General features: G+C 71.8%; 27 protein-coding genes. 14 read left to right on the top strand and 13 right to left on the bottom strand.

From position 1 onward, the window contains the following. Positions 1 to 467 precede the first annotated feature (467 nt). Together NV263_RS02495 and moaA are read right to left on the bottom strand one after the other, a co-directional pair. A complete protein-coding gene (locus NV263_RS02495; RefSeq protein WP_263250751.1) occupies positions 468 to 755 on the bottom strand; it encodes a MoaD/ThiS family protein in 288 nt (95 codons plus the stop codon). Positions 756 to 760: 5 nt separating this feature from the next. Beyond that, positions 761 to 1,819, bottom strand: a complete 1,059-nt coding sequence (moaA, locus tag NV263_RS02500; RefSeq protein WP_263250752.1) for a GTP 3',8-cyclase MoaA — start codon at positions 1,817 to 1,819, stop codon at positions 761 to 763. Positions 1,820 to 2,004: 185 nt separating this feature from the next. On the opposite strand from moaA, the gene NV263_RS02505 reads away from it, so the two are divergent. Genes NV263_RS02505 through NV263_RS02525 form a run of 5 tightly spaced genes read left to right on the top strand, consistent with a single transcriptional unit; the run spans position 2,005 to position 5,849 of the window. Continuing rightward, positions 2,005 to 2,403: a TOBE domain-containing protein gene (locus tag NV263_RS02505; protein WP_263250753.1), complete on the top strand. Its 399-nt coding sequence runs from the start codon at positions 2,005 to 2,007 to the stop codon at positions 2,401 to 2,403. Further along, positions 2,400 to 3,164, top strand: a complete 765-nt coding sequence (gene modA, locus NV263_RS02510; protein WP_263250755.1) for a molybdate ABC transporter substrate-binding protein — start codon at positions 2,400 to 2,402, stop codon at positions 3,162 to 3,164. Before NV263_RS02505 ends, modA begins: the two co-directional genes overlap by 4 nt. Positions 3,165 to 3,202: 38 nt before the next feature. Further along, positions 3,203 to 3,973, top strand: coding sequence for an ABC transporter permease (locus NV263_RS02515; RefSeq protein ID WP_263250756.1), 771 nt, complete (start codon positions 3,203 to 3,205; stop codon positions 3,971 to 3,973). Further along, positions 3,970 to 5,058 carry a sulfate/molybdate ABC transporter ATP-binding protein gene (locus tag NV263_RS02520; protein WP_263250757.1) on the top strand — a complete coding sequence of 363 codons (1,089 nt, stop codon included), beginning with the start codon at positions 3,970 to 3,972 and terminating at the stop codon, positions 5,056 to 5,058. The genes NV263_RS02515 and NV263_RS02520 overlap by 4 nt, the downstream gene beginning before the upstream one ends. A gap of 26 nt (positions 5,059 to 5,084) precedes the next feature. Next, entirely contained in the window at positions 5,085 to 5,849 is a 765-nt protein-coding gene (locus NV263_RS02525; protein WP_263254017.1) for an HAD-IIA family hydrolase, read from the top strand. Positions 5,850 to 5,906: 57 nt separating this feature from the next. Here NV263_RS02525 and NV263_RS02530 read toward each other — a convergent pair whose 3' ends face one another. Then, a complete protein-coding gene (locus NV263_RS02530; protein WP_263250759.1) occupies positions 5,907 to 6,308 on the bottom strand; it encodes a YccF domain-containing protein in 402 nt (133 codons plus the stop codon). Between the two features lie 111 nt (positions 6,309 to 6,419). Between NV263_RS02530 and NV263_RS02535 the strand changes: the two genes are divergently transcribed. Next, a complete protein-coding gene (locus NV263_RS02535; RefSeq protein ID WP_263250761.1) occupies positions 6,420 to 8,054 on the top strand; it encodes an AMP-binding protein in 1,635 nt (544 codons plus the stop codon). A gap of 48 nt (positions 8,055 to 8,102) precedes the next feature. Here the strand turns inward: NV263_RS02535 and NV263_RS02540 are convergent, their stop codons facing one another. Beyond that, complete coding sequence (locus tag NV263_RS02540) at positions 8,103 to 9,068, bottom strand: R2-like ligand-binding oxidase (RefSeq protein ID WP_263250763.1); 966 nt, start codon at positions 9,066 to 9,068, stop codon at positions 8,103 to 8,105. 172 nt (positions 9,069 to 9,240) lie between these two features. Between NV263_RS02540 and NV263_RS02545 the strand changes: the two genes are divergently transcribed. Beyond that, on the top strand, positions 9,241 to 9,855 hold the full coding sequence (locus NV263_RS02545; protein ID WP_380756915.1) for an HAD family hydrolase: 615 nt from the start codon (positions 9,241 to 9,243) through the stop codon (positions 9,853 to 9,855). A gap of 141 nt (positions 9,856 to 9,996) precedes the next feature. Here the strand turns inward: NV263_RS02545 and NV263_RS02550 are convergent, their stop codons facing one another. Then, positions 9,997 to 10,203 (bottom strand): hypothetical protein, encoded by a 207-nt coding sequence (locus NV263_RS02550; RefSeq protein ID WP_263250767.1) that lies wholly within the window; start codon positions 10,201 to 10,203, stop codon positions 9,997 to 9,999. Between the two features lie 236 nt (positions 10,204 to 10,439). On the opposite strand from NV263_RS02550, the gene NV263_RS30560 reads away from it, so the two are divergent. Beyond that, a complete protein-coding gene (locus tag NV263_RS30560) occupies positions 10,440 to 10,835 on the top strand; it encodes a cold-shock protein (protein WP_317630386.1) in 396 nt (131 codons plus the stop codon). Between the two features lie 20 nt (positions 10,836 to 10,855). On the opposite strand, the gene NV263_RS02560 is transcribed toward NV263_RS30560, so the two are convergent. The 4 genes from NV263_RS02560 to NV263_RS02575 all read right to left on the bottom strand — a co-directional run bounded on the left by NV263_RS02560 (position 10,856) and on the right by NV263_RS02575 (position 14,540). Beyond that, positions 10,856 to 11,332, bottom strand: coding sequence for a DUF2771 domain-containing protein (locus tag NV263_RS02560; RefSeq protein ID WP_263250769.1), 477 nt, complete (start codon positions 11,330 to 11,332; stop codon positions 10,856 to 10,858). Between the two features lie 301 nt (positions 11,333 to 11,633). Then, positions 11,634 to 12,815: an NAD(P)/FAD-dependent oxidoreductase gene (locus tag NV263_RS02565; protein WP_263250771.1), complete on the bottom strand. Its 1,182-nt coding sequence runs from the start codon at positions 12,813 to 12,815 to the stop codon at positions 11,634 to 11,636. After that, positions 12,808 to 13,689, bottom strand: a complete 882-nt coding sequence (sigJ, locus tag NV263_RS02570) for an RNA polymerase sigma factor SigJ (protein WP_263250773.1) — start codon at positions 13,687 to 13,689, stop codon at positions 12,808 to 12,810. Before sigJ ends, NV263_RS02565 begins: the two co-directional genes overlap by 8 nt. 35 nt (positions 13,690 to 13,724) lie before the next feature. Next, positions 13,725 to 14,540, bottom strand: coding sequence for a glutaminyl-peptide cyclotransferase (locus tag NV263_RS02575; protein WP_263254019.1), 816 nt, complete (start codon positions 14,538 to 14,540; stop codon positions 13,725 to 13,727). Between the two features lie 132 nt (positions 14,541 to 14,672). Between NV263_RS02575 and NV263_RS02580 the strand changes: the two genes are divergently transcribed. Both NV263_RS02580 and NV263_RS02585 read left to right on the top strand, forming a co-directional pair. Further along, entirely contained in the window at positions 14,673 to 15,476 is an 804-nt protein-coding gene (locus tag NV263_RS02580) for a DUF3027 domain-containing protein (RefSeq protein ID WP_263250774.1), read from the top strand. Beyond that, positions 15,473 to 18,451: a sacsin N-terminal ATP-binding-like domain-containing protein gene (locus NV263_RS02585; RefSeq protein ID WP_263250776.1), complete on the top strand. Its 2,979-nt coding sequence runs from the start codon at positions 15,473 to 15,475 to the stop codon at positions 18,449 to 18,451. The genes NV263_RS02580 and NV263_RS02585 overlap by 4 nt, the downstream gene beginning before the upstream one ends. A 9-nt stretch (positions 18,452 to 18,460) precedes the next feature. Here NV263_RS02585 and NV263_RS02590 read toward each other — a convergent pair whose 3' ends face one another. Together NV263_RS02590 and NV263_RS02595 are read right to left on the bottom strand one after the other, a co-directional pair. Next, positions 18,461 to 18,655, bottom strand: a complete 195-nt coding sequence (locus NV263_RS02590; RefSeq protein WP_263250777.1) for a DUF397 domain-containing protein — start codon at positions 18,653 to 18,655, stop codon at positions 18,461 to 18,463. After that, on the bottom strand, positions 18,639 to 19,490 hold the full coding sequence (locus NV263_RS02595) for a helix-turn-helix domain-containing protein (RefSeq protein ID WP_263250778.1): 852 nt from the start codon (positions 19,488 to 19,490) through the stop codon (positions 18,639 to 18,641). The genes NV263_RS02590 and NV263_RS02595 overlap by 17 nt, the downstream gene beginning before the upstream one ends. Before the next feature lie 117 nt (positions 19,491 to 19,607). Between NV263_RS02595 and NV263_RS02600 the strand changes: the two genes are divergently transcribed. After that, positions 19,608 to 19,862, top strand: coding sequence for a zinc finger protein (locus NV263_RS02600; protein ID WP_263250779.1), 255 nt, complete (start codon positions 19,608 to 19,610; stop codon positions 19,860 to 19,862). A gap of 132 nt (positions 19,863 to 19,994) precedes the next feature. On the opposite strand, the gene NV263_RS02605 is transcribed toward NV263_RS02600, so the two are convergent. Next, entirely contained in the window at positions 19,995 to 20,297 is a 303-nt protein-coding gene (locus tag NV263_RS02605) for a DUF2530 domain-containing protein (protein WP_263250781.1), read from the bottom strand. A 67-nt stretch (positions 20,298 to 20,364) separates the two neighbouring features. Between NV263_RS02605 and NV263_RS02610 the strand changes: the two genes are divergently transcribed. The 3 genes from NV263_RS02610 (at position 20,365) to NV263_RS02620 (ending at position 23,720) form a co-directional block, all read left to right on the top strand. Next, positions 20,365 to 21,846 carry an NCS2 family permease gene (locus NV263_RS02610; protein WP_263250782.1) on the top strand — a complete coding sequence of 494 codons (1,482 nt, stop codon included), beginning with the start codon at positions 20,365 to 20,367 and terminating at the stop codon, positions 21,844 to 21,846. A gap of 105 nt (positions 21,847 to 21,951) precedes the next feature. Then, positions 21,952 to 22,386 (top strand): MarR family winged helix-turn-helix transcriptional regulator, encoded by a 435-nt coding sequence (locus tag NV263_RS02615; RefSeq protein WP_263250783.1) that lies wholly within the window; start codon positions 21,952 to 21,954, stop codon positions 22,384 to 22,386. Between the two features lie 104 nt (positions 22,387 to 22,490). Then, a complete protein-coding gene (locus NV263_RS02620) occupies positions 22,491 to 23,720 on the top strand; it encodes an MFS transporter (protein WP_380756624.1) in 1,230 nt (409 codons plus the stop codon). Between the two features lie 312 nt (positions 23,721 to 24,032). Here the strand turns inward: NV263_RS02620 and NV263_RS02625 are convergent, their stop codons facing one another. Next, complete coding sequence (locus NV263_RS02625) at positions 24,033 to 24,662, bottom strand: superoxide dismutase (RefSeq protein ID WP_263250785.1); 630 nt, start codon at positions 24,660 to 24,662, stop codon at positions 24,033 to 24,035. Between the last annotated feature and the right edge of the window lie 263 nt (positions 24,663 to 24,925).

Genomic DNA, 24,925 nt, shown 5'->3' on the forward strand with positions numbered 1-24,925 from the left:
GATCGGAAACGCTGATCGACGTGACGCTGGTCACAGTAACGCCTGGTGTGCGTGCTTCGATCCGGGGTGTTTGTGCTGATCAGAGCGTTGTTACCAAGCCGTTGCCTGGCCGATATCGATCACCGTCAGTGAGGCGTGGGTCACCCCCTTGTCCTCTTTGCGCAACCCTCGTCCCAGTGGTTCGGGCGCCCGATGCGCGTTGAACCGACGGAACCTCGCGCCGGGGTCGGGTGTTTCGGCGATCACGAACAGGCTTCACTTGTGTGCGTTGAGTAGCCAGTGGCGTCGCCGATTCGAGGGAGGTGGACACCGGTGGATGAGAGCCGGTGTCGAGCAAGATCGAACTGGCGCGGAATCCGCTCCGGGAATCACCTGAACGAGCGTGTCCGACACGCGTGCGCATGTTGTATTCGCGCACGCGCGCACCCGCGCGCGCAGAAGAAAGGAGTATGCGGTGGGGGTGGTTTTCAGCCGCCCGCGAACGGCGGCAGGACGTCGAGCTCGGAGCCGTCGGCGACGGCGACGGCGCGGTCGCGCACCGCCACGCCGTCGAGCAGGAAGCTGCTCGCCGCCACGACCTTCACCAGCCGGTCGTCGTGCAGGCTCAGCGCCGCGTCGATGACGTCGGCGGCGGTCACCGCGCCGCCCGCGGGGCACGCCACGCGCACCGTCTCCTCGGGAACACCCGCGGCCGTCCGCGCCCCCGCGAAGTAGCGGACCCGCACCGCCACGGTCTGCTCCGCCGCGGTCGTCATCGGCGTCAACCCCCGATCGCACTCATCGGCCGGGACGGCTGGGCGAAGCCCTCGTCGTCGACGCCGTGCCCGGCCGCCTTGGCCCACATCGTCTCCTGCCACAGCCGGACCAGTTCCGCGTCGTCCGCGCCCGACCGCAGCGGTCCCCGCAGGTCCGTCTCGGTCGTGGAGAACAGGCAGGAGCGCAGCTGTCCGTCCGCGGTGAGCCGGGTCCGGTCGCAGGTCGCGCAGAACGGCCGGGTCACCGAGCCGATCACGCCGACCACCGCGGGCCCGCCGTCGACGAGCCAGCGCTCCGCCGGGGCGGAGCCCCGCTCGGCGCCGTGCGGGGTCAGGTCGAACTCCCGGCCGAGGTGGTCCAGGATCTCGTCGGCGGTGATCATCTGCGCGCGGTCCCAACCGTGCTGCGGGTCCAGCGGCATCTGCTCGATGAAACGCAGCTGGTAGCCGCGCTCGACGCAGAACCGCAGCAGGTCGCACGCCTCCGCGTCGTTGACCCCGCGCAGCAGCACCGCGTTGACCTTCACCGGTTCCAGTCCCGCGGCCTTGGCCGCGTCGAGCCCGGCGAGCACGTCGTCGAACCGGTCGCGGCGGGTCAGCTCCCGGAAGGTGGCGCGGTCCAGGGTATCCAGCGAGACGTTGACCCGGTGCAGCCCCGCCTGCGCCAGCGGCGCGGCGAAGCGGTCCAGGTTGATGCCGTTGGTGGTCAGCGAGGTGCGCGGCCCGGACGGCAGCTGCGCGGTCGCCGCGATGATGTCCACCAGGTCCTGCCGCAGCAGCGGCTCGCCGCCGGTGAAGCGGACGTCGGTCACCCCGAGCTGCTCGACGGCGATCCGGATGAGGCGGACCATCTCCTCGGTGTCGAGCAGTTCCGCGCGCTTCAGCCACGGCAGGCCCTCGGCGGGCATGCAGTACGTGCAACGCAGGTTGCACTTGTCGATGAGCGAGACGCGCAGATCCCGGGCGACGCGGCCGAAGCGGTCGACCAGGAACGGCGTGTCCGGACGTGCGGACGTGTCGGTCGTGCGGCGCACGACCGGGATTCCCAGGTCCACCGCGGTCACTCCACGACCCTAACCCCTCACCGCGCGGGATTTCGATCGCCGCGGGTGGCTTCGTAGTTTCCCGCCGAGCGCGTTCCGGGTCGAAGAGCCGCTGGTCGGAGGAACGCACGAACCACAGTGGAAGATCGGATTTGCGGCATCAGAACCCTGTTTTCGCCGCTGTTGCGGAAGTATTGTCGGCAGTTGTGCCGCAATACCGGATTTCCGAGGCCGCCGGACTGCTGGGTGTGAGCGACGACACGGTCCGGCGCTGGGTCGACGGTGGACAGCTTCCCGCACTGCGGGACGCCTCCGGACGACTCGTCGTCGACGGGGCCGCGCTGGCCGAGTTCGCCCGGACGCAGGCGCGGTCCACCCCCGACCCGTCGGGGGTGGGGCGGTCGGCGCGCAACCGGCTCGTCGGGCTGGTGACCGAGGTGATCTCGGACCGGGTCATGTCGCAGGTCGAGCTCCAGTGCGGTCCGCACCGGGTGGTGTCGCTGATGAGCACCGAGGCGGTGCGGGAACTCGGGCTGGTGCCCGGAGCGCTCGCGGTGGCAGTGGTCAAGTCGACCAACGTCGTGGTGGAGACACCGGAGGGATGATGGCGAGGCTCAGGATGATCGCGGCCGCGGCGGCCGCGCTGGTGCTGCTCGCAGGCTGCGGGGCGCAGGGCGGTTCGCAGCCGCAGCAGCGGACGCTGACGGTGCTCGCGGCGGCGTCGTTGACCGAGTCCTTCGACGAACTCGGCAAGCGGTTCACCGCCGAACACCCGGACGTCCACGTGCAGTTCGACTACCAGGGCTCGTCGACGCTGGCCGAGCAGATCAAGCAGGGCCGCCGCGCCGACGTCTTCGTCTCCGCGGACCCCAAGAACATGGACAAGGTGGTCACCGCGGGCGGTGTCACGGGCAAGCCGGAAACGTTGGCCACGAACGTGCTGACGATCGCCGTGCCGCCCGGGAACCCGGCCGGGATCAAGTCGTTCCGCGACCTGGCCGCACCGGGCCGGACGGTCGTGGTGTGCGCGCCGCAGGTGCCGTGCGGGTCGGCGACCCGCGAGGTCGAGAAGTCCTCGGGCGTCCAGCTGCACCCGGCCAGCGAGGAGAACGACGTCAAGTCGGTGCTGCGCAAGGTGACCGCGGGGGAGGCGGACGCCGGTCTGGTGTACGTCACCGACGCGAAGTCGGCCGGGCAGAAGGCGCAGGCCGTGGACTTCCCGGAGGCGCAGCAGGCGGTCAACGCGTACCCGATCGCGACGCTCAAGGACGCGCCCGAGCCGCAGCTGGCCGCCGAGTTCGAGGCGTTCGTGCGCGGACCGGCCGGGCGCGAAGTGCTGTCCCAGCACGGTTTCGGCACGCCGTGACCTCGCGCCCCAGCGGACACCGACGGCCGGTGGTGCCGGTGCCGCGGGTGCTGTGGGCGCCCGCGGCGCTGGCGCTGGCGGTGGTGGTGCTGCCGGTCTCCGGGCTGTTCACCCGCGTGGACCCGGCGCGGTTGCCGACGCTGCTGCTCAGCCCGGCCGCGCTGGACGCGCTGCGGCTGTCGGTCTACACCGGCCTGGTCTCCACCGCGTTGTGCCTGGTGCTGGGCGTGCCGCTGGCGCTGGTGCTGGCCAGGACGCGGGTCCGGGGACTGCGGGTGATCCGCGCGGTGGTGCTGCTGCCGCTGGTGCTGCCGCCGGTCGTCGGAGGTCTGGCACTGCTGTACCTGCTCGGGCGCACCGGGCCGGTCGGCGGACTGCTCGACGTGGCCGGGATCCGGGTGCCGTACACGACGGCGGCGGTGGTGCTCTCGCAGACCTTCGTCGCCATGCCGTTCCTCGTGGTGGGCCTGGAAGGGGCGCTGCGCACCGCGGGCGGGCGGTACGAACAGGTCGCCGCGACGCTCGGCGCCGGTCCGTGGCTGGCGTTCCGGCGCGTCACGGTGCCGCTGCTGCTGCCCGCGCTCGGGTCGAGCCTGGTGCTGACCTTCGCGCGGGCGCTGGGGGAATTCGGTGCGACCATCACGTTCGCGGGCAGCCTGCAGGGCACGACCCGCACGCTGCCGTTGGCCATCTACACCGCTGCTGAGTCCGATGTGGACGCTGCGGTGGCGATGTCGTTGCTGCTGGTGGTGGTCGCGTTGGTGGTGATCGTGGTCGCCCGGCCCCGGGCGGTGGAAGGACAGCTGTGAGCGGACTGCGCGCCGAAGTCGAGTTCCGGCGCCCCGAGTTCACCCTGCGCGCGGAACTCGCCGTGGCGCCGGGCGAGGTGCTGGCCGTGCTCGGACCGAACGGAGCGGGCAAGTCGACGCTGCTGTCCGTGCTGGCCGGGCTGCTCGCCCCGGAACGGGGGCGCATCGAGCTCGACGACGGCGTGGTGCTGGACACCGACCGCGGCGTCGGCGTGCCCACGCACCGCCGCGGCGTCGGGTTGCTGGCGCAGAGCGCGATGCTCTTCCCCAACCTGACCGCGCGGGAGAACGTCGCGTTCGGACCGCGGGCCGCCGGGGTTCGCAGGGCCGCGGCGCGCGCCGCCGCCGACCGCTGGCTGTCCGAAGTGGACGCTGCGGGACTGGCGGACCGCCGCCCGGGGCAGCTATCCGGCGGTCAGGCGCAGCGCGTCGCGCTCGCCCGCGCGCTGGCCGCCGAGCCGCGGCTGCTGCTGCTCGACGAACCGCTGGCGGCGCTGGACGTCGACGCGGCACCCGCGATGCGCGGACTGCTGCACAAGGTGTTGCGGCAGCAGGGAAAACCGACCGTGCTGGTCACCCACGACGTGCTCGACGCGGTCGTGCTCGCCGATCGGCTGGTCGTGCTGCTCGACGGCAGCGTCGTCGAGCAGGGGCCGACGCGGGACGTCCTCGCCCGCCCCCGGGAAGCGTTCACCGCCCGCGTGGCCGGCCTGAACCTGCTGCCCGGCACCGCCCGCGAGGACGGCATCGCGTTCGGCGACATCGTGGTCAGCGGTCGCGTCGCCGAGCCCGTCGACGGGGCGGAACCGGCCGCTGCGGTGTTCGCGCCCACCGCCGTGGCGGTGCACCGGGAGCCGCCGCGCGGCAGCCCCCGCAACGCCATCCCGGTGCGGCTGGCGGCGCTCGAACCGCGCGGCGACGTGGTGCGCGTCCGGGGAGTGGTGCGCGGCTGCTCGCTGGCCGCCGACGTCACCCCGGCGGCCGTCGCCGACCTCGGGCTCGTCCCCGACGAGGAGGTGTGGTTCGTGGTCAAGGCCGCCGAGGTGGCCATCCACCCGGTGTCCGGAGGATCATCTGGGGCGTGACTGAGGCATCTCCCTGGACGTACCTGATGGACATGGACGGCGTGCTGGTGCACGAGGAGCACATGGTGGCGGGCGCCGACTCCTTCCTGTCGGCGCTGCGCAACAACGGCATCCCGTTCATGGTCTTCACCAACAACTCCATCTACACCCCCCGCGACCTGCGGGCCCGGCTCGCGCGCAGCGGCCTGGACGTGCCGGAGGAAGCGATCTGGACGTCGGCGCTGGCCACCGCGCAGTTCCTGGAGAACCAGCGGCCCAACGGTTCGGCCTACGTGGTCGGCGAGTCCGGGTTGACCACCGCGCTGCACAACATCGGCTACGTGCTCACCGACCGCGATCCCGACTACGTGATCCTGGGCGAGACCCGCACCTACAGCTTCGAAGCGATCACCAAGGCGATCCGGCTGGTCGAGGGCGGGGCGCGGTTCATCGCGACCAACCCGGACGAGAAGGGGCCGAGCCGGGAGGGCACCCTGCCCGCCACCGGCGCCGTGGCCGCGCTGATCGAACGGGTCACCGGCCGCGCGCCCTACTACGTGGGCAAGCCGAACCCGCTGATGATGCGGTCCGCCCTGCGCCACCTCGGGGTGCACTCGGAGAACACGCTGATGATCGGCGACCGGATGGACACCGACGTGCGGTCCGGTCTGGAATCGGGCCTGCAGACGATCCTGGTGCTGTCCGGCATCTCCGACGAGAGCACCGCCGAGCTGTTCCCGTACCGCCCGACCAAGGTGATCAACTCGGTTGCCGACCTGGTCGACCACGTCCTGGACCCCTTCACCGCCTGACCCAAGGGGGTCGGTTTCGCGCGGCTCCGCGCCGGTTTCGCGCGGAGCCGCGGTACGTCAGCGCAGGCGGATGAAGGCGTACGGGTCGTCGGCGTCGACGATGCGCTTGCCGAGGGGCAGCAGCGAGACCGGGATCAGCTTGAAGTTCGCGATGCCGAGCGGGATGCCGATGATCGTCAGGCACATCGCGACGCCGGTGACGATGTGCCCGAGTGCCAGCCACCAGCCGGCCAGGATCAGCCACAGCACGTTGCCGACCCCGGCGAGAGCGCCCGCGCTCGGCGCGTCCACCAACCTCCGGCCGAACGGCCAGAGCGCGAAGTTCGCCATCCGGAACGAGGCGATCGCGAACGGGATCCCGACGATCGTGATCGCCAGCAGGACCCCCGCGAACGCGTACCCCACGGCCAGGAAGAACCCGCCGAAGACGAGCCAGACGACGTTGAGCAGGAAGCGCATGGCTCCACATTGCCATCCCGGGCAGGCGCCTGCGCGAGGTGCGGGGTCTTGGCCCGGCTCGGGCCGTTGGGGATGATGTGCCCCGCATCACGCTCACGCCAGGAGGCCGATGTGGGGCACGCAACCGGACCCATCCAGCTCAGCTACAGCTCGGGCATCTCCGACGTTCCGCTGCTCGGGGACACCATCGGAGCCAACCTCGACCGCACCGCTGCCCGCTTCGGTGACCGGGACGCGCTCGTGGAGCGCGCCACCGGTCGCCGGTGGACGTACCGCGAGTTCGTGGCCGATGTGGACGCGCTCGCGCTCGGCCTGCTCGACGCGGGCATCGGCAAGGGCGACCGGGTCGGGATCTGGGCGCCGAACCGCGCGGAGTGGACGCTGGTCCAGTACGCGACCGCGCGGATCGGGGCGATCCTGGTCAACATCAACCCGGCGTACCGGGTGCACGAACTGGAGTACGTGCTCAACCAGGCCGGGATCCGGATGCTGGTGTCCGCGCAGCGGTTCAAGAGCTCCGACTACGTCGACATGGTCGAGCAGGTGCGGCCGAACTGCCCCGCCCTGGAGCGGGTGGTCTTCCTCGACCGGCCGGAGTGGACGGAGCTGGCCCGGGGCTCGGGGGACCAGGCGCGGCTGGACGAGGCGCAGGCCGCGCTGTCCGCCGACGACCCGATCAACATCCAGTACACCTCGGGTACGACCGGTTTCCCGAAGGGCGCGACGCTGTCGCACCACAACATCCTCAACAACGGCTTCTTCGTCGGGGAGCTGTGCGGCTACACCGAGCGGGACCGGGTGTGCATCCCGGTGCCCTTCTACCACTGCTTCGGCATGGTGATGGGCAATCTCGCGTGCACCAGCCACGGCGCGGCGATGGTGATCCCCGGCGAGGGCTTCGAGCCGAAGGCCGCGCTGGCGGCGGTCGCCGCCGAGCGGTGCACCTCGCTGTACGGCGTGCCGACGATGTTCATCGCCGAGCTCGACCTCCCCGATTTCGCCGAGTACGACCTGTCGTCGTTGCGCACCGGCATCATGGCGGGATCACCGTGCCCGGTCGAGGTGATGAAGCAGGTCATCGACCGGATGGGGATGGCCGAGGTGGCGATCTGCTACGGCATGACCGAGACCTCGCCGGTGTCCACCCAGACCCGCGCCGACGACTCGGTGGAACGCCGGGTGTCCACCGTGGGCAGAGTGGGGCCGCACCTGGAGGTCAAGGTCGTCGACCCGGAGACCGGCCGCCCCGTCCCCCGCGGGACGCCGGGAGAGCTGTGCACCCGGGGGTACTCGGTGATGCTCGGCTACTGGCAGCAGCCCGACAAGACCGCCGAGGTCATCGACGAAGCCCGCTGGATGCACACCGGCGATCTCGCGGTGATGGACCCCGACGGCTACGTCAGCATCACCGGCCGGATCAAGGACATGGTCATCCGCGGCGGGGAGAACATCTACCCGCGGGAGATCGAGGAGTTCCTCTACACCCACCCGGACATCCTGGACGCCCAGGTCATCGGCGTGCCGGACGAGCGCTTCGGCGAGGAGCTGATGGCCTGGGTCCGGCTGCGCGACGGCGCCCCGGAGCTCACCACCGAGGCGTTGCGCGAGTTCTGCACCGGCAAGCTCGCGCACTACAAGATCCCCCGCTACGTCCACGTCGTGGACGAGTTCCCGATGACCGTGACGGGCAAGATCCGCAAGGTGGAGATGCGGCGGGCGGCCAAACGCATCCTCGGCCTGGAATAGCGCACCGGGCGACCGCGGTTCGCGCCGGACCGCGGTCGCCCGCGCAGGTCAAGACCTGGCGTCCACCTCGGCGAGGGCGGCGGCGTCCTCCGCGCCGAACTGCTCCTCCAGCTGCTCCGGCGAGGCGTCGACGTCGATCTGCGCCAGCGGCATGCCGCGCGCGCTGGAGATCGCGCCGAGGCGGCGGGTGGCGCGGTCCGAGGCGTACTGGGTGAGTTCGTCGGGGTCCAGCTGGAACGGCCGTTCTTCCGGAGCGTCTTCCGGAGCCCACTGGATCTGGGTGACCGCGTGCGGCAGGAGGCGCTGCATCTGGTCCTCGACGACCGCCCAGTTGCGCTCGTCCGCGGCGACGTGGCGGCGGCAGGTGAAGGTGCCCCACGCCATGTGCCGGCGTTCGTCGTCGCCGATGCGGCGCACCACTTCCTGCATCCCGGGCAGGATGCCGCGGCTGCGGCAGATCTTGTGCCACGCGTAGTACCCGGTCAGGGCGAGCGTGCCCTCCACGACGTGGTTGTAGGTGACCGACGCGCGGACCTGGTTCTCCGGACTCGGATCGTGGTGCAGCGCGTGGAGCGACTCGGGCAGGGCCTCGTAGAAGATCGCGCGGTAGCCGGGGTTGTCCTCGACGAACTCGTGCAGGTCCGAGGTGAGGCCGACGGCGTCCATCCACAGCCGGAAGACCTGGGTGTGCTTGGCCTCCTCGAAGCAGAACTGCGTCAGGTACATCTCGTCGCCGAACCGGCCCTCGGCGGCCATCGCCGCCATGAACGGCTGGAGGTCCTGGGTGACGGCTTCCTCGCCGGCGATGAACTGCGAGCACAGCAGAGCCACGCTGCGCTGCTCGTCCTCGGTGAGGTTGCGCCAGTCCTCGGCGTCCTTGCTGAAGTCGATGTCAGCCGGGTTCCAGAACTTCGCGTTGCCCTTGCCGAACAGCCGGAGCGGCAGCGAGTCCCAGTTGAGGCCGTTGGCCCGCAGGGAGTGGAAGCCTTCACGGTGGGCGGTCGTGCTGGTCATAGGACGACTCCAGCTCGTGGAAATGTGATGAGCGTTACGCGGCCATTTTTCGGTACTGGTCAGTTTCGCGTCAAGGGAGGCGAGGTTGCCGCCGCCAGACCGCGGGCCGCTGTTCAGGCCCGCCGACCGGGCCGTTCCGGATCTCGCGGCGGACCGTAGGGTGGGCGCCGTGGTGGAGCGGACCGGACCGACCGTCGGTTTCGACCTGGACATGACGCTGATCGACCCGCGCCCCGGGATGGTGCGGGCGTTCGAGGCGCTCAACGCCGAGTTCGGCGTCGAGCTCGACGGCGAGCACTTCGCGGCGAACCTCGGCCCTCCGCTGGAGGACGTGCTGCGCGGCTACGGCTTCGACGACTCGGTGGTCGAGAAGCTGGCCGCCCGCTTCCGGGAGCTCTACCCGAGCGTGGTCGTCCCGGTGACCGAGGCGATGCCGGGAGCGGACGACGCGCTGGCGGCCGTCCGCGCCGCCGGAGGCCGGACGCTCGTGGTGACCGGGAAGTACGGCCCGAACGCCGCGCTGCACCTCCAGGCCCTGGGCTGGGAGGTCGACCGCCTCGCGGGCGGGGTGTTCGCCTCGGCCAAGGGCCGGGTGCTCGCCGAGGAGGGCGCGTCGGTGTACGTCGGCGACCACCTCGGGGACGTCGAGGGCGCGAAGACCGCCGGAGCCGTCGCGGTCGGCGTGACGACCGGGCCGTACGGCGAGCAGGCCCTCGCCGACGCCGGCGCCGACGTCGTGCTGCGCGACCTGGCGGAGTTCCCGGACTGGTTGGCCGGCCGGGGTTAGAGCCTGTCTTTGAACCTGCTCCCGGGAGGGGTGTGGCAAGCGGCGTGAGTCGCTTTCTCTTTCGGTGAGTGGTCTCGCCACTTGCACCGCTGAGGTTCCGCCACCGGCACCGCCACCCAGAACGAGTCCAAAGACAGGCTTTTAGGAGCGGCGGCTGCTCGCGATCGTGGAGACCACCCCGATGATCAGCCCGAGAGGGGTCAGCAGGGTGGCGAGATTCAGCCACAGCGGCAGGTTCTCGTGCCCGGTCGCGTACAGCGCGAAGATGCTCACGATCGCGATCAGACCCAGCGCGAACAGGGCCATCGAGACGGGCAGCGCGGCGGACCTCGGCGACGGACTGGCCATGCCGAGCAGCCTATTCCGGTCTGGACCGGCCGTCGCAAGCGCCCTTCACCGATAAGGCCGGATACGGACAGAGCGGTACGCGGTACGCTAGTGGTGACGCGTCCCGGCGCGCCTGACTGCGAGGCGTATTCGGGGCGCTTTCGTCGTGCCGGGGCGATTCGGTCCCGTCGCGGCGGTGTGCAGGGACGACCGTGAGGCCCGTGGGGCCTGGGCATCGACAGGGAACGGTGAGGACAGTGCCGACCGGCAGGGTCAAGTGGTTCGACGCGGAGAAAGGCTTCGGCTTCCTGACCCAAGATGGTGGGGAGGACGTGTACGTGCGGTCCTCCGCGCTGCCGTCCGGTGTCGAAGCGCTCAAGACAGGCCAGCGCGTCGACTTCGACATGGCCCAAGGGCGCCGCGGTCCCCAGGCGCTGAAGGTGAAGCTGCTCGACCCGCTGCCCTCGGTCGCCGAGGCGCGCCGTCGCCCCGCCGACGAGCTGCACGGCATGGTCGACGACATGATCAAGCTGCTGGAGCTGAAGGTCCTCCCCGACCTGCGGCGCGGCCGGTACCCGGACCGCAAAGCGGCCAAGCGCATCGGCGAGGTCGTCCGCGCGGTCGCGCGCGAGCTGGACCCGGGCGGGTCCTGATCGGGCCGTGCCCGCACGGCTCACTTCACGTCCAGCACCCAGCTGCCGCCGATGCCGAACTCCACGCCACCCTCGGTGCCGGGGGTGAGGATCGCCGAGAACCGCTGGACCTCCACGTGCTCCAGGTGCGTGCCGTCCGGCGGCGTGTCCAGGGTGTAGGCGTAGCGCTCGCCGGGGCGGAAGACCGGGCTGCGGCTGTCCAGCTGCTGCCCGTTGATCCCGCGGTAGAGGAACACCACCTGCCACGGTGCGTCCGCGACCTCGCCCGGCACCGAGATCTGCAACGGCTGCCGGTCCGGCACGCGCAGTTCGCCGGCGGGCTTCGCGGGCGGCGGGGAGCACTTCTGGCCGGTGGGGTCGCAGTACTGGGCGGGCTGCACGGTCACCGAATGCCCGTGGGAGTAGAAGGTGACCTGCGGTTCGCTGGGTGTCGAGCAGCCCGCGAGCACCACGCCCGCGGCGGCCGTCACCAGCAGCGGCTTCCATCCTCGACGCACGAGCCGAGCCTACGACCCGACCCGGGAGCGGGTCCGCGCCGGGCCGGGTCGTCGCGACGGCGGGCTCGCGGCGCCCGGGCGGATCCGGCCGACACCCTTCGACGTCCCGGCCGCGCTCGCCGCGCGGACCCGCGCCCCGGCCCGGACCAGGGCGCGCGCCGTCCGGCTGCTGGTCCCGGTGTCGTGCCTCCACGGTGATCATCGTGCTCACCTCGCTGTTCGTCGCGGTTCCTCGCAGATCAAGAGGAACGAGCACGGCCAGCAGATACAGGTGGAGCGCCGATGTCACCCGGACGAGGGATCAGGACCGCCGGGTGGAGACGCGGTGGTCCGCGCGGCGCAGGATCTCCGCCGGGTCGTCGAGCGGCGGGTAGATCCAGTCCTCGTTGACCTTGCGCTTGCGCTCCTTGGCGGCCTCGCCGCTGCTGCGGACGGTGCGCTCCCACCCCGTGGTGAACACCGCCCCGGCGCCGCCGAGATCCAGGCAGGTCACGTACGGATCCGGGCGGAACGGCACCTTCTCCAGCCCCAGCAGGTCGGCCGCCACGTTGTGGCCCGCGAACCGGCCCAGCGGCAGCGCGTGCTGGCAACTGGGCAGCGCGACGTGCTCCGAGTCGACCGGGGCCGCCGCGGTGTCGCCCGCCGCGTAGACCCCGGAAACCCCGGTGACCTGCAAGAACTCGTCGGTCTCCAGGCGCCCCAGGCGATCGCGCGGCCCGGGGACGCAGGTGGTGAGGGGATTCGCCCGCACACCCGCGGTCCACACCGCGGTGCGCGCGGGCAGCTCGCTGCCGTCGGACAGGTGCACCGCGTCGGGCGCCACGGACTCCAACGACGTGCCGAGCCGCAGCTCGACGCCGAGGTCGTCCAGCGCCGCCTCGATGACCGGGCGCGGGCCGGGGCCCAGCTCGGGGCCGACGACGTCGGCCCGCTCGACGAGCACCACGCGGACCCGTTCGGCCTGCGGCCCGGCGATCTCCCGGAGCCGCCCGACCAGCTCGGTGGCGATCTCCACACCGGTGAACCCGGCGCCGACGACCACGGCCGTGAACCGCCCCGGTCCCGCGGGCAACGCGTGCAGGTGCCGGTCCAGGGCGGTCGCCGATTCGAGGGTGTCCACGTCGTGGAGGTGTTCGGCCCCGGGCACCTCGGAGCGCACCACCTCGCTCCCGGCCGCGAGCACCAGCCGCTGGAAGGGCAGGTCGAGCGCCGCGCCGTCGCGGCCGGTCGCGGTCACGCGCCGCCTGCGGACGTCGACACCGGTCACCGTCGCCGGGACGCGCCGGACCCCGACGGGCGCCAGGACGCGGTCCAGCGGGACCCGCATGTCCTGCGGGTTCGCCTGGTACAGGCGAGGCCGGATCACCAGGTCATCGCCGGGTGCCACGAGCGTCACCGACCGGCGCCCGCGCAGCACCCGCGCGGCTCCCAGCGCGCTCCACACCCCGGCGAAACCGCCGCCGACCACCAGAACGTCAGACATCGGCCTTCCTCCTCCCCACGCGCGCGTGCGCGAGCTTGAGCGGGTTGCGGACGATGGCGATCGCCGTGATCCGGCCGTCGGCGACCGCGAGGGCCAGCACCGCGTCGACCGCGTCGCCGCGCAGCCACACCACGCCCGGACTGCCGTTGACCGCCGCCCGCACCACCGACCGGCCGGGCCGCCGCACTACCCCGGCGAGGTAGCGGGCCACCCGGTCCGCGCCGCGGATCGGGTGCCGGGCCGCCGGTACGACGCCCCCGCCGTCCGCGCGCACCTCGACGTCCGGGTCGAGCAGCGGCAGCAGTGCCGCGACCTCGCCACCGCGGCAGGCGTCGGCGAACGCCGACACCACGCGCCGCTGCTCGTCGGCCGAGACCCGGAAGCGCGGCGATCGGACCGCCACCCGCCTGCGGGCCCGCGAGGCGAGCTGGCGGCAGGCCGCCGGTGAGCGGCGCACCGCCCGCGAGACCTCGCCGAAGGGCATCCCGAACACGTCGTGCAGCACGAACGCGGTGCGCTCGGCCGGGCTCAGCGCCTCCAGGACCACCAGCAGCGCGACGCTCAACGACTCGTCGAGCTCGACCCGGTCCGCCGGATCGTCGCCGACCAGCGGTTCCGGCAGCCACGGGCCGACGTAGCTCTCGCGCCGCCGGCGGGCCGACCGCAGCACGTCGCAGGCCAGCCGGGACACGGCGACCACGAGCCACCCGGTGACGTCCGAGATCGTCGACGGATCCGCGCCGCGCAGCCGCAGCCAGCTGTCCTGGACGACGTCCTCGGCCTCGTCGAAGCTGCCCAGCAACCCGTAGGCGATGTTCACCAGCCGCGGGCGCGCCGCCTGGAACGCGGCGACCGCATCGTCCTCGTCGTGCACGCCCCCAGGACGATCCGGGGGAGGGGACTGTGACATCACGCCGGTACGAAGCGCACCAGGTAGAGGTGCGGCCAGTACTTGCCGGTGAGCAGGAACTCGTCGGTGCCGGGGACGGCGGCGATGCCGTTGAGCACGTCGGCGCCCCGCTGCTCCTGCGGTGACAGCAGGCCCGAGGCGTCCACGACCGCGGTGACCTGGCCGGTCGCCGGGTCGATGCGGGCGATGTCGTCGCTGCCCCAGAGGTTGGCCCACACCTGTCCGCCGACGCATTCGAGTTCGTTGAGCCGGTCGACCTCCTCACCCCCGGCGCGCACCACGACCTGTCCGGTCTCGGTGAACGTCGCCGGGTCGCGGAACGTCAGCCGGGCGCTGCCGTCGCTCGTCACCAGGCGCGAGCCGTCGTGGCACACCCCCCAGCCCTCGCCGGTGTAGTGCACTCGGCGTAGTTCGGCGAGGCTGTTGCGATCACGCTCGATCGCGACCCCTTCCTGCCAGGTCAGCTGCCAGATACGGTCACCCGTGATGGTGATGCCCTCGCCGAAGAGGTCGGCCGGGAGCCGGGTCTCGCGCAGCACCCGGCCGGTGGTCGGGTCGATCGCCCGCACCGCCGACTCGCCGCGCAGGCCGGTGCCTTCGAAGAGGACGCCGTCGGCCATTTCCAGACCCTGAGTGAACGAGGAGCGGTCGTGCGGGAGCACGCGGATCACCTCCGGCCGAAGGTGTGGCAGGCTGCCAGCGTGCCCAATGCCCTGATCGGTCTGCTCGCGGTCGTGCTGGCCGTGGTTCTGCGGTGGCGTCGGCGCGCACGCCGTCCCGGCGAGTCCGACGGCGAGCAGCAGGCAGCCCAGCAAGAGTCGCACCCCGAAAGCCTGACACGGGCGGAGGCGGTGACGACCGCGTACGGCACAATCGAGCATGTGACGCCTATGCCTGCTCCGTCCACCAGCCCAGGCGCGGGTGCCCCGTCCGCGGACTCCGGCGGCGTGCCCGCACCTGTGAACCCGGAGCTCGCCGCAGCGGTGGAGACCGCCCGCGCGGCAGCGGAGGAAGAGGCGCGGCCCGGTGCCGACCCGATCGGCTCGCCGGTGCTGACGATGGACACGGCGGGCTCGGACCCGGTGGGGGCGCACGTCGGCGTCGAGCCGGAGGGCCCGAACGCGGCCACCCACTACTTCGAGTCCAACTACCCCGGCTACGTCGGCTGGCGCTGGGCGGTCACCGTCGCCCACCCCGGGCCGGGCGAGCCGGTGACGGTCAGCGAGGTCGTGCTGCTGCCCGGTCCGGACGCGCTGACCGCGCCGGAGTGGGTGCCGTGGAGCGAGCGGGTCCGCCCGGGCGACCTGGGCGCCGGTGATCTGCTGCCGCCGCGCGAGGACGACCCGCGGCTGGTGCCCGGCTACCTGGCCGGTGACGACCCGGCGGTCGAGGAGGTCTCCCGCGAGATCGGCCTGGGCCGCAAGCGGGTGCTCAGCCACCAGGGGCGGCTGGAGGCCGCCGGGCGCTGGCAGGCCGGTGACTTCGGGCCGCGTTCGGAGATGGCGCGGATGGCCCCGGCGACCTGCGGGACCTGCGGTTTCTTCGTGAAGCTGGCGGGGTCGATGGGCGCGGCGTTCGGGGTGTGCGCCAACGAGGTGGCGCCCGCCGACGGCCGCGTGGTCAGCGTCGAGTTCGGCTGCGGCGCGCACTCCGAGGTCGAGGTGGACACCTCGTCGACGGTGCCGGTCGCCGAGGTCGTCTACGACGACGCGACCCTGGACTACGAACCGAGATCCCCGGAGCGCGGGTGAACGAGGCCGACCCGTTCGGCACGGTCGCGCTGCGGCGGGCCGTGATCCAGGCGTGGGAGGCGTCGCCGACCCGGTTCCGGGAGGACGCCAACGCCGAGGAGGACCTGCGCCTCGGCGGCTACCGCGATCGGCTGCTGGTCGAGCTGGCGCAGAACGCGGCGGACGCGGCCGGTTCGGACGGTGTGCTGCGCGTCGAGTACGTGGACGGCGAGTTGCGGGTGGCGAACACGGGTGCGCCGCTGACCTCCGACGGCGTCGCCGCGCTGGCTTCGCTGCGCGCGTCGGCGAAGCGGGAGGGCACCTCCGTCGGCCGGTTCGGCGTGGGCTTCGCCGCGGTCCTCGCGGTGACCGACGAACCGAGCGTGGTGTCGACCAGCGGCGGGGTCGGGTTCTCCGCGAGCCGCACCGCGGAAGCGGTCGCGGAGCTGCCGGGCCCGGCCGAGGAGTTGCGGCAGCGCGCGGGTTCGGTTCCCGTGCTGCGCCTGCCCTGGTCGGTCCCGGGCGCGCCGCCGGACGGCTTCGACACCGAGGTCCGGCTGCCGCTGCGCGCCGACGTGGACGCGGCCGCACTGCTGGACGCCTTCATCGACCAGGCCCCGGACCTGCTGCTGGCGCTGCCCGGTCTGCGCGAGGTCCGCATCGGCGAGCGGGTGTGGCACCGCGAGGACCGGGGCGCGGACCGGATCGTGGTGCACGGGCCGCTGCGCAGCGACCGGTGGTTGGTGCACCGGTCGTCGGGCAAGTTGAGCGAGGCGGCGCTGGCCGGTCTCGGCGTCGAGGCCCGGCACGCCACCGAGTGGCGGGTGTGCTGGGCGGTGCCGCTGGACGAGAGCGGCAACCCGATCCCGCTGGCCCAGGACGTGCTGCACGCGCCGACGCCCACCGAGGAGCGGCTGTCGCTGCCCGCGCGGCTGTTGGCGAGCGTGCCGGTGGAGCCCGACCGGCGGCGGGTCGCCGCCACACCCGCGTCCGACGCCGTGCTGACCTTCGCCGCCGAGTGCTACCCGGCGCTGGTGTGCAAGCTGCCCGCCGAGCAGCGGTCCGCGCTGGTGCCGCTGCCCGGCTTCCCGCTGTCCGATGTGGACGACAAGCTGCGGCAGGGGGTGAACGACCGGCTGCGGGTGGCCGCGTGGCTGCCCGGAGCCGTGGGCGACCGGGTCGCGCCGCTGGAAGCCCGGGTGCTCGACCACGTCTCGCCGGAACTGGTGGAGCTGCTCACCGACGTCGTGCCGGGACTGCTGGTCGCCGACCTGTCCGACGCCCGGCACCGCAGGGCGCTGCACGCGATGGAGGTGCGTCGGCTCGGCGCCGCCGAGCTGGTCGAGGCGGTGTCCGGCCTGCGGCGCCCACCGGAGTGGTGGTACCGCCTCTACGACGCGCTGGCGCCCGTCGAGCGGTCGGATCCCGACGCGCGCGAGGAGTTCGCGGCGCTGCCGGTGCCGCTGGCGGACGGGCGCACCGCGACCGGGGTGCGCGACGTGCTGCTCAGCCACCGGGACGCGGACCTGGACCCGGCGGCACTGCTGTCTACTTTGGACATTTCGGGGTTGCGCATCGCGCACCCGGACGCGACGCATCCGCTGTTGGAGCGGCTGGGCGCGCACCAGGCCGGTCCGGCGGAACTGCTCGACGCGCCGCCGCTGGAGGAAGCGGTGCGCAGCAGCGTCTCCGACGCGCGCGAGGGCGTCGACGTGCTGCCGCTCGCGGAGGCGGTGCTGCGGCTGGTCGCCGGCGCGCAGCCGCGCGACTGGGTCGGCGCGCTGGCCCTGCCCGACGCCGAAGGCGGCTTCCGGCGGGCCGGCGAACTCCTGCTGCCCGACGCCGAACTCCTGGAGGTGCTCGACGCCGAGTCGATCGGCGAGGACGCGCCGCTGGCGGTGCTGCGCGAGGAGTTCGCGGCGCGCTGGCCGCGCGAACTGCTGCGGTCGTTCGGCGTGCTCGACACGTTCGCGGTGCACGTCGAGGAGGACCCGACCGAACCGGACGAGGACTTCCCGGACGTGCGCCGGTGGTGGGCCGAGCAGGAGGCGCTGCGCGGCGAGCAGTGGCCGCCCGGACGGTTCGTCGGCATCCGCGACCTCGACCTGGTGGCCGACGAGGCGTGGCCGACGGCGATCCGACAGCTCGCCGCGAATCCGGAGACCGCGCGGGCGTTGCGCGACCCGGACGGCTACTCGGCCTGGTGGGTCGCCCGGTACGCGCTGCTCGCCGGTCGGCCGCCCCGGGCGTGGCGGATGCCGGGCGCGGAGGAACTGGCCGGGTTGTACGACGTCGCCCCGGACGTCGGCCTCGCACCGGAGCACCTGCGGCTCGCGGGCGTGCGCAGCGAACTGCACGTCGTCGACCCGGACGACGCCGTGGACCTGCTCGACCGGCTGGGCGACCGCGAGCGCGCGGTGCGCGCCGGGACCGCGTTGCGGGCGCACCAGGCGTTGGCGGACGCCGTCGCGTCGGGAGTGATCGATCCCGCGCAGATCGACCCGCCCGAGACCGTGCGCTCGGTGTCGGGCGCGGTGGTGAGCACCGGCCGCGCCGTGGTGCTCGACGATCCGTGGATGCTCGGCGTCCTCGAAGCACCGCTGGTCGTGGCGGGCGGCAGCCCGGAGGACTTCGACGCGGAGGCGCTGGCCGAACTGCTGGACCTGCCGCTGGCGTCGGAGGAGAACACGCACCAGGTCGTCGGCCAGGGCAGGACGCAGCAGTGGCACGAGGTCGCCCGCGTTCCCGCCGCCTGCGAACTGCTCGCGGTGGCGGTCCCGTCAGGCGCGGTCGCGCTGCACGACGAGCTGCGCGTGCGCACGTCCTCCAGCGAGCACCGGGTGCACTGGTGGATCGACAGCACGGGCGCCGTGCACGCGGAACGCACGCCGGACGGCCTCGGCCGGGCGCTGGCCTGGGCGGCCGGGGCGTGGACCGAACGCTTCGCGTTCGCGGCCCTGCTCGCGGACCCGGAAGCCACCACCCTGCTGCGCTGACCGGGCGGGTCAGCGCGCGTCGAACCGCCGCCGGCGCACCCCGTCCAGGAACGCCCGCCAGGACTGCCGGCTGAACGCCAACGTGCCGCCGTCCCGGTCCTTGGTGTCCCGGACGCCGACGACGGCCGGGCCGGACCCTACTTCGACGCAGTTGCTCTCCGGTCCGCTGTAGCTGGACTTGCGCCAGTCACCTTCGATTTTCATCGCGTCCTTCCATCTCTCTCGCCCGAGCTGCGATGAGTTCGGCCGAATCCGCCGGGCTCAACGCCATGTCCACGACGTTAGATGCCGCTTCCTGGTAGAGGGAGGTATCGCGCGGCTCCTCGATGAAAATGCCGGAACGCCGGTGCTCCAGATGGACGATCGGGCGCTGCCGTTCGAACTCAAGGAGTAGGAAGTTGCTGCTCAGGCCCGGGTGCTCGCCAACGCTGAACGGGACGACCTGGATCGTGACGTTCGGGCGCTCGCCCATGCGCAGCAGGTGCCGGAGTTGCTCCGCCATCACTTCGCGCCCGCCGATGGGGCGGTGCAGCACCGCCTCGTCCATCAGGGCGTGCAGCTCCACCGGTTTCGAGCGGGTGAGGATGCTCTGTCGACCCAGTCGGACGGAAACCCTGGAATCGACCACTTCTTCCGCGAGGCCGCCGTTGCGGATCACCGCTCGGGCGTACTCGGCGGTCTGCAGCAGTCCGGGAACGTAGCCCAGGGTCACATCGGTGATGCGCGTCGCGTGGCGCTCGGATTCCAGCAAGGAGATGAGTTGGGCCGGGAGGCCCGGATGGCCGATTTCCCACCAGTGCGTCTGGTGCGCGTCGTTGGTCATCTCCAGCAGCCACTTCCGCTCCCCGCCCTTGACACCCAGGGTTCCGAGGATGATGGCCATCTCAGTGTTCGTCGGGATTTTGTCCCCGGATTCGATGCGGCCGAAAGTCGCTCGTGACCAACCGCAGAGTTCTGATAGTTCCTCAAGTCGCAGGCCAGCGTCCTTGCGAAGCCTTCGCACTTCTGCGCCGATCCCGCGAGAGCGAGCTGTGGTCATATTCCCAATTTATTTCAGGGGTTGAGACTGCGCCATTACACATTTCAGTGAATTAGATTGATCTCGGGATTCAAGAGACTGTCTTATCGACTCAGGATCGCTGAGAGGAGAGCAACAATGCCCGGATTCCTGACCTACATCTGGCGTCCTGTCACGGGTGGGCGGCACGCGTTTCCCGTTGCGGCGCGAGAAGTTCCGGCGGGGGAGTCGGTGACGGCCTACTGCGGCGCGGTGGTCGACGCGGCGGAACTGCGCGACCGCACCGAGGCCGACTGGATCCGCGAGCAGACCTGCATGTCGTGCTGGGCGGCTCTCGCGGCCCGCGACCGCGAATCCACCGGACGTCATCACCTCAGGCGCAGGTCTCCCTGATCCGGCCCCGAGCCGGGCCGGTGCGCGCTGCCCCCGACGCCGCACCGGCCTCCCGGCGGCCGGGCGCCGTGCCCCCTTCCTCCAGCGCCCGGCCGCCGGGTCCCCGTGGGCATTCGGGCGAGACGGGGCGGGTCACCCGTCGAGGCCGACGAGTCCCTTCCAGGCGCCGCGGGAGCCGCGGCGGGCCGCCGAGCGCTGCCAGCGGAACACGCCGTAGCCGACCACGCCGAGCACGCACCCGACCACGCAGGTCCAGAACTGGATGCTCCACTGGCCGTGCGTCCAGCCGTCGGCGCCGAACCACACCAGCCCGGCGAACCACAGCAGCGTGCCCACCACCACGACCGGAGTCGGGTTCGCCAGCTTGCGCGGCAGGTGGGGGACGGGCCGGTGGTGGTCCGTGTGGGAGGGGGTGGGTTCGTCGTCCGGTGCCACGTCAGGCAGGCTACTCCGGGTAATCCGGGGCCGCGTGCAGGACGTCGGCGTCCGCCGCGAGATCGTGATGAGGGAAGCGTTGATGGTGGACAGCTCGCCGCAGACCAGGAAATCGGTGCTCGACCGGTACTTCAGGATCACCGAACGCGGTTCGACGGTCTCGCGCGAGGTGCGCGGCGGGATCGTCACGTTCGTCACGGTCGCCTACATCGTCGTGCTCAACCCGCTGATCCTGGGCAGTTCCTCGCCGAACGACGCGAGCGCCAAGAAGGACGTGCTCGGGCACATCCTGACCGTGCCGCAGGTGGCCGCGACGACCGCCCTGGTCGCCGGGGTGATGACCATCCTGTTCGGACTGATCGCGAACTACCCGTTCGCGATCGCCGCCGGGCTCGGCATCAACACGCTGCTGGCCGTGACCATCGCGCCCCAGGTGACGTGGCCGGAAGCGATGGGGCTGGTCGTGGTGGACGGCCTGATCATCCTGCTGCTGGTCGCCACCGGGTTCCGGACCGCCGTGTTCAACGCCGTGCCGGCGTCGCTGAAGGCCGCGATCGCGGTCGGCATCGGCCTGTTCATCGCCCTGGTCGGACTGGTCGACGCCGGGTTCGTGCGGCGGATCCCGGACTCCGCGCACACCACCGTCCCGGTCGGGCTGGGCATCGACGGGTCCATCGCCTCGGCGCCGACCGCGGTGTTCGTGTTCGGACTGCTGCTGACGTCCGTGCTGGTGGCGCGCAAGGTGCGCGGCGCGATCCTGATCAGCGTCGTGACCTCCACCATCCTGTCGATCATCGTCGAGTCGGTCTTCCACGCGGGTCCCTCGCACGGCACCAACCCGTACGGCTGGAACCTCGGCTACCCGGCGCTGCCGGACAAGATCGCCGGGCTGCCGGACCTGTCGCTGGTCGGCGACATCTCCTTCGGCGCGTGGACCCGGCTGCCCGCGCTGGCCGCCGCGATGCTGGTGTTCACCCTGGTGCTGGCGAACTTCTTCGACGCCATGGGCACCATGACCGGGCTCGGCAAGGAGGCCGACCTCACCGACAAGGACGGCAACCTGCCGGGCATCGGCAAGGCGCTGGCCGTCGAGGGCGTCGGCGCGGTCGCGGGCGGGCTCGGGTCGGCCAGTTCCAACACCGTGTTCGTGGACTCCGCCTCCGGCATCGCCGAGGGCGCCCGGACCGGGTTGGCGAACGTGATCACCGGGGCGCTGTTCCTGGCGGCGATGTTCTTCTCGCCGCTGTACCAGGTCATCCCGGTGGAGGCGGCGGCGCCGGCGCTGGTGGTCGTGGGCGCGATGATGATGACCCAGATCCGCGAGATCGACCTCACCGACTTCACCACCTCGCTGCCCGCCTTCCTGACGATCGTGGTGATGCCGTTCACCTACTCGATCGCCAACGGCATCGGGGCCGGGTTCATCAGCTACGTGGCCATGCGGGTGGCGACCGGGCGGGTCCGGCAGGTGCACCCGCTGATGTGGATCGTCTCGGTGGCGTTCGTGGTGTACTTCGTCGCCAAGCCGCTGAGCGCCGCGTTCGCGTGACGATGCTTCCCCGTTCGGGGAGACGGGGATCACCATGGTGTGCACAGGAGTACCGCAGCGTGCAATTTGTCCGAATTCCTCGAACTAGTTTGGTAGACTAACGACGTGTCCGATATCGCGGAGCGTGAACGCACCCTGGCGAGCCGGCTGCGACTGGCGGTCGTCCGGCTGAACCGCCGGCTGCGCGTGCAGAGCAGCGACTCCAAGATCACGCTGTCCCAGCTGTCGGCGTTGTCCTGCCTGCACAAGGCGGGCGCGATGACACCGGGTGAACTGGCAGCCAAGGAGGGCGTCCAGCCGCCGTCGATGACCAGGGTCATCGCGGCGTTGGAGGACGCCGGGCTGGTCGCCCGGCGGGCGCACCCCACCGACGGCCGCCAGGCGATCGTGGAGCTGACAGACGCGGGGCACCGGCGCATCGAGGAGGAGGTGTCGGTTCGGGAGCGCTGGCTCGACCAGCAGCTCGCCGATCTCGACGCGGAGGAACGCACCGTCCTGTGCCGGGCGGCGGAGATCATCGACCGGCTCGCGAGCCGGTAACCGGGCCGGTGGTGGACGGTCCCCGAAGCCGATCGGGAACGGACCCGACCGGGGGCCGCGCACACCCGCCGGAGAAGTCCACTTCGGACGATTCGCGTGGCGGCATGTTCCGCTCGCTGCGCGAGCGCAACTACCGCTACTACGCCTCCGGGCAGGTCGTCTCCCTGACCGGTACCTGGATGCAGCGCGCTGCGCAGGACTGGTTGGTGCTGGAGCTGTCCGGCGGCAGTCCCGGCGCGCTCGGCGTCGCCGTCGCGCTGCAGTTCCTGCCCACGCTGCTGCTGACGCTGTGGGCCGGTGTCGTGGCCGACCGGTTCGACAAGCGGCGGCTGCTGGTCGCCACCCAGACCGCGCTCGGGATCTGCGGGCTCGTGCTCGGCCTGCTCGACGTCACCGGGCTCGTGCGGCTGTGGCAGGTGTACGTGCTCTGCCTGGTGCTGGGGTGCTTCTCCGCGGTCGACGCGCCGGTGCGGCAGTCGTTCGTCGTCGAGATGGTCGGCCCCGAGCACCTGACCAACGCCGTGGCGCTGAACTCCATGACGTTCAACCTGGCCCGCATCGTCGGACCGGCGATCTCCGGCGTGCTCATCACCGCGATCGGGACCGGCTGGGTGTTCCTGGCCAACGGCGTGAGCTCGGCGGCCGTGGTCGGCGGGCTGCTGCTGATGGATCCGAGCGCGCTGCACCGGAGCAACCCGCCGCCCAAGGAGCGCGGGCAGCTGGGCGCCGGGCTGCGCTACGTGCGCGGGCGACGGGACCTGATCGTGGTGATGGTGCTGGTGTTCTGCATCGGCACGTTCGGGATGAACTTCGAGAACTCCTTCGCCGTCATCGCGCGCAACGTCTTCGGCCGCGACGCCGACGGCTACGGGCTGCTGATCACGATGCTCGCCGTCGGCACGCTGACCGGAGCAGCGCTCGCCGCCCGGCGCAGCGGCCGGAGCAGGCCGCGGATGCGGGTGATGCTGGTGGGCGCGGCGGCGTTCGGCGTGCTGGAGGCCGCGGCGTCGCTGATGCCCAGCTACGAGACGTTCGCCGCCGCGCTGATCCCCGTCGGCCTGGCCGTCATGACCTTCACGACCAGCGCGAACGCCACGGTCCAGCTGGCGGTGGAGCCGACCATGCGCGGCCGCGTCATGGGCCTGTACATGCTGCTGTTCCTGGGCGGCAAGCCGCTCGGCGGGCTGCTGTCGGGCTGGGCCGCGGAGGCGTTCGGCGGGCGGTCCCCGATCCTGCTCGGCGGTCTGGCGTCGGTGGCCGCCGCCGTGGTCGGCGCGGCCATGCTGGTGCGCCGTCGGCAGCCGGGGGTTGTGCGATCAAGAAGGTTAGGCTAGCCTAAATCACGTCCGCTTCGTGGTGGGAGCGGCAGTCAGTTCGGGAACCGAACCGGGCCCCGGTCGTCGATGACGGCCGGGGCCCGATTCGTGCGCGGACGCACTTCGGGGCCCTCTTCGGCGCGGAGTGGAAGAGGGCCCCGAAGGCGGCAGTGGGCTTGTCGGAGCACTCACCGCCGGGCTTTGAAGGTGCTCGGGCTGGTTCGCGGAGCGGACGCCGCCTCCGCTCCGGGAGTTCGACAGCGGGCCGACGGCGTTCCGGAGGCCGGGGCGCCGGAGATCAGGTGCGGTGCTCCGCGGCCGAGCGCGGCGTCACGCCGTCGGCAGGCGCAGGCCGTTGTAGCCCGCGCGGGCGTCGGCGAAGCGCTTGGCGACCTCGTCCCAGTTGACGACGTTCCACAGCTGCTTGACGTAGTCGGCCTTCACGTTCTTGTACTGCAGGTAGTAGGCGTGCTCCCAGATGTCGAACACCAGCAGCGGGGTGGTGGCGATCGACAGGTTGGAGTGGTGGTCCCGCAGCTGCTGGGTGATCAGCCGCTGACCCACCGGGTCCCACGCCAGCACGCCCCAGCCGTTGCCCTGGATCGTGGTCGACACGGCCTCCATCTGCGCGCGCATGGCGTCGAAGGAGCCGAAGTGCTCGTCGATCGCCGCGGCGAGCTCGCCGGTCGGCTTGTCGCCGCCGTTCGGGCTGAGGATCTTCCACCACACCAGGTGCAGCGAGTGCCCGGCCAGGTTGAACGCCAGGGTCGTCTCCAGCCCGACGATCGAGGAGAAGTCGCCCTTCTCGCGGGCCTCGGCGATCTTCTCGATCGTGTCGTTCGCGCCCTTGACGTAGGTGGCGTGGTGCTTGCTGTGGTGCAACTCGTTGATCTCGCCCGAGATCGCCGGTTCCAGCGCCGCGTAGTCGTAGTCCAGTTCCGGCAACACGTACTGCGCCATTGGAGGGCCTCCCTTCGCTGTCGCCATACTCCCTCTGTTGCAGTTCCCTGGCAACAGTCCGAGGCGATCATCTCACCCGGTGGTCTTCGTCACTCAACGGGCCCGATGAGCTGCGAAAACGCTGTTCAGTGCGGGTTTTGCCGCCGGCTTGACCCGGATGGGCGTCGCGGGGCAGCATCCACGCGAACCCGGCGAGCGGGAGAAGTCCGGTCGAAATCCGGCGCTGACCCGCAACGGTGGGCCGCGCACCCGCGCGGCGAGCC

This window comes from Saccharopolyspora rosea (assembly GCF_025643595.1).
Classification (GTDB): Bacteria; Actinomycetota; Actinomycetes; order Mycobacteriales; family Pseudonocardiaceae; genus Saccharopolyspora; species Saccharopolyspora rosea.

Excerpts from the sequence above, each read along its gene's own strand:
- NV263_RS02495 (WP_263250751.1), bottom strand. The coding sequence starts at position 755 with ATGACGACCGCGGCGGAGCAGACCGTGGCGGTGCGGGTCCGCTACTTC.
- modA (WP_263250755.1), top strand. The coding sequence starts at position 2,400 with ATGATGGCGAGGCTCAGGATGATCGCGGCCGCGGCGGCCGCGCTGGTG.
- NV263_RS02525 (WP_263254017.1), top strand. The coding sequence starts at position 5,085 with ATGGACATGGACGGCGTGCTGGTGCACGAGGAGCACATGGTGGCGGGC.
- NV263_RS02530 (WP_263250759.1), bottom strand. The coding sequence starts at position 6,308 with ATGCGCTTCCTGCTCAACGTCGTCTGGCTCGTCTTCGGCGGGTTCTTC.
- NV263_RS02540 (WP_263250763.1), bottom strand. The coding sequence starts at position 9,068 with ATGACCAGCACGACCGCCCACCGTGAAGGCTTCCACTCCCTGCGGGCC.
- NV263_RS02550 (WP_263250767.1), bottom strand. The coding sequence starts at position 10,203 with ATGGCCAGTCCGTCGCCGAGGTCCGCCGCGCTGCCCGTCTCGATGGCC.
- NV263_RS02565 (WP_263250771.1), bottom strand. The coding sequence starts at position 12,815 with ATGTCTGACGTTCTGGTGGTCGGCGGCGGTTTCGCCGGGGTGTGGAGC.
- NV263_RS02590 (WP_263250777.1), bottom strand. The coding sequence starts at position 18,655 with ATGAAAATCGAAGGTGACTGGCGCAAGTCCAGCTACAGCGGACCGGAG.
- NV263_RS02595 (WP_263250778.1), bottom strand. The coding sequence starts at position 19,490 with ATGACCACAGCTCGCTCTCGCGGGATCGGCGCAGAAGTGCGAAGGCTT.
- NV263_RS02600 (WP_263250779.1), top strand. The coding sequence starts at position 19,608 with ATGCCCGGATTCCTGACCTACATCTGGCGTCCTGTCACGGGTGGGCGG.
- NV263_RS02610 (WP_263250782.1), top strand. The coding sequence starts at position 20,365 with ATGAGGGAAGCGTTGATGGTGGACAGCTCGCCGCAGACCAGGAAATCG.
- NV263_RS02620 (WP_380756624.1), top strand. The coding sequence starts at position 22,491 with ATGTTCCGCTCGCTGCGCGAGCGCAACTACCGCTACTACGCCTCCGGG.
- NV263_RS02625 (WP_263250785.1), bottom strand. The coding sequence starts at position 24,662 with ATGGCGCAGTACGTGTTGCCGGAACTGGACTACGACTACGCGGCGCTG.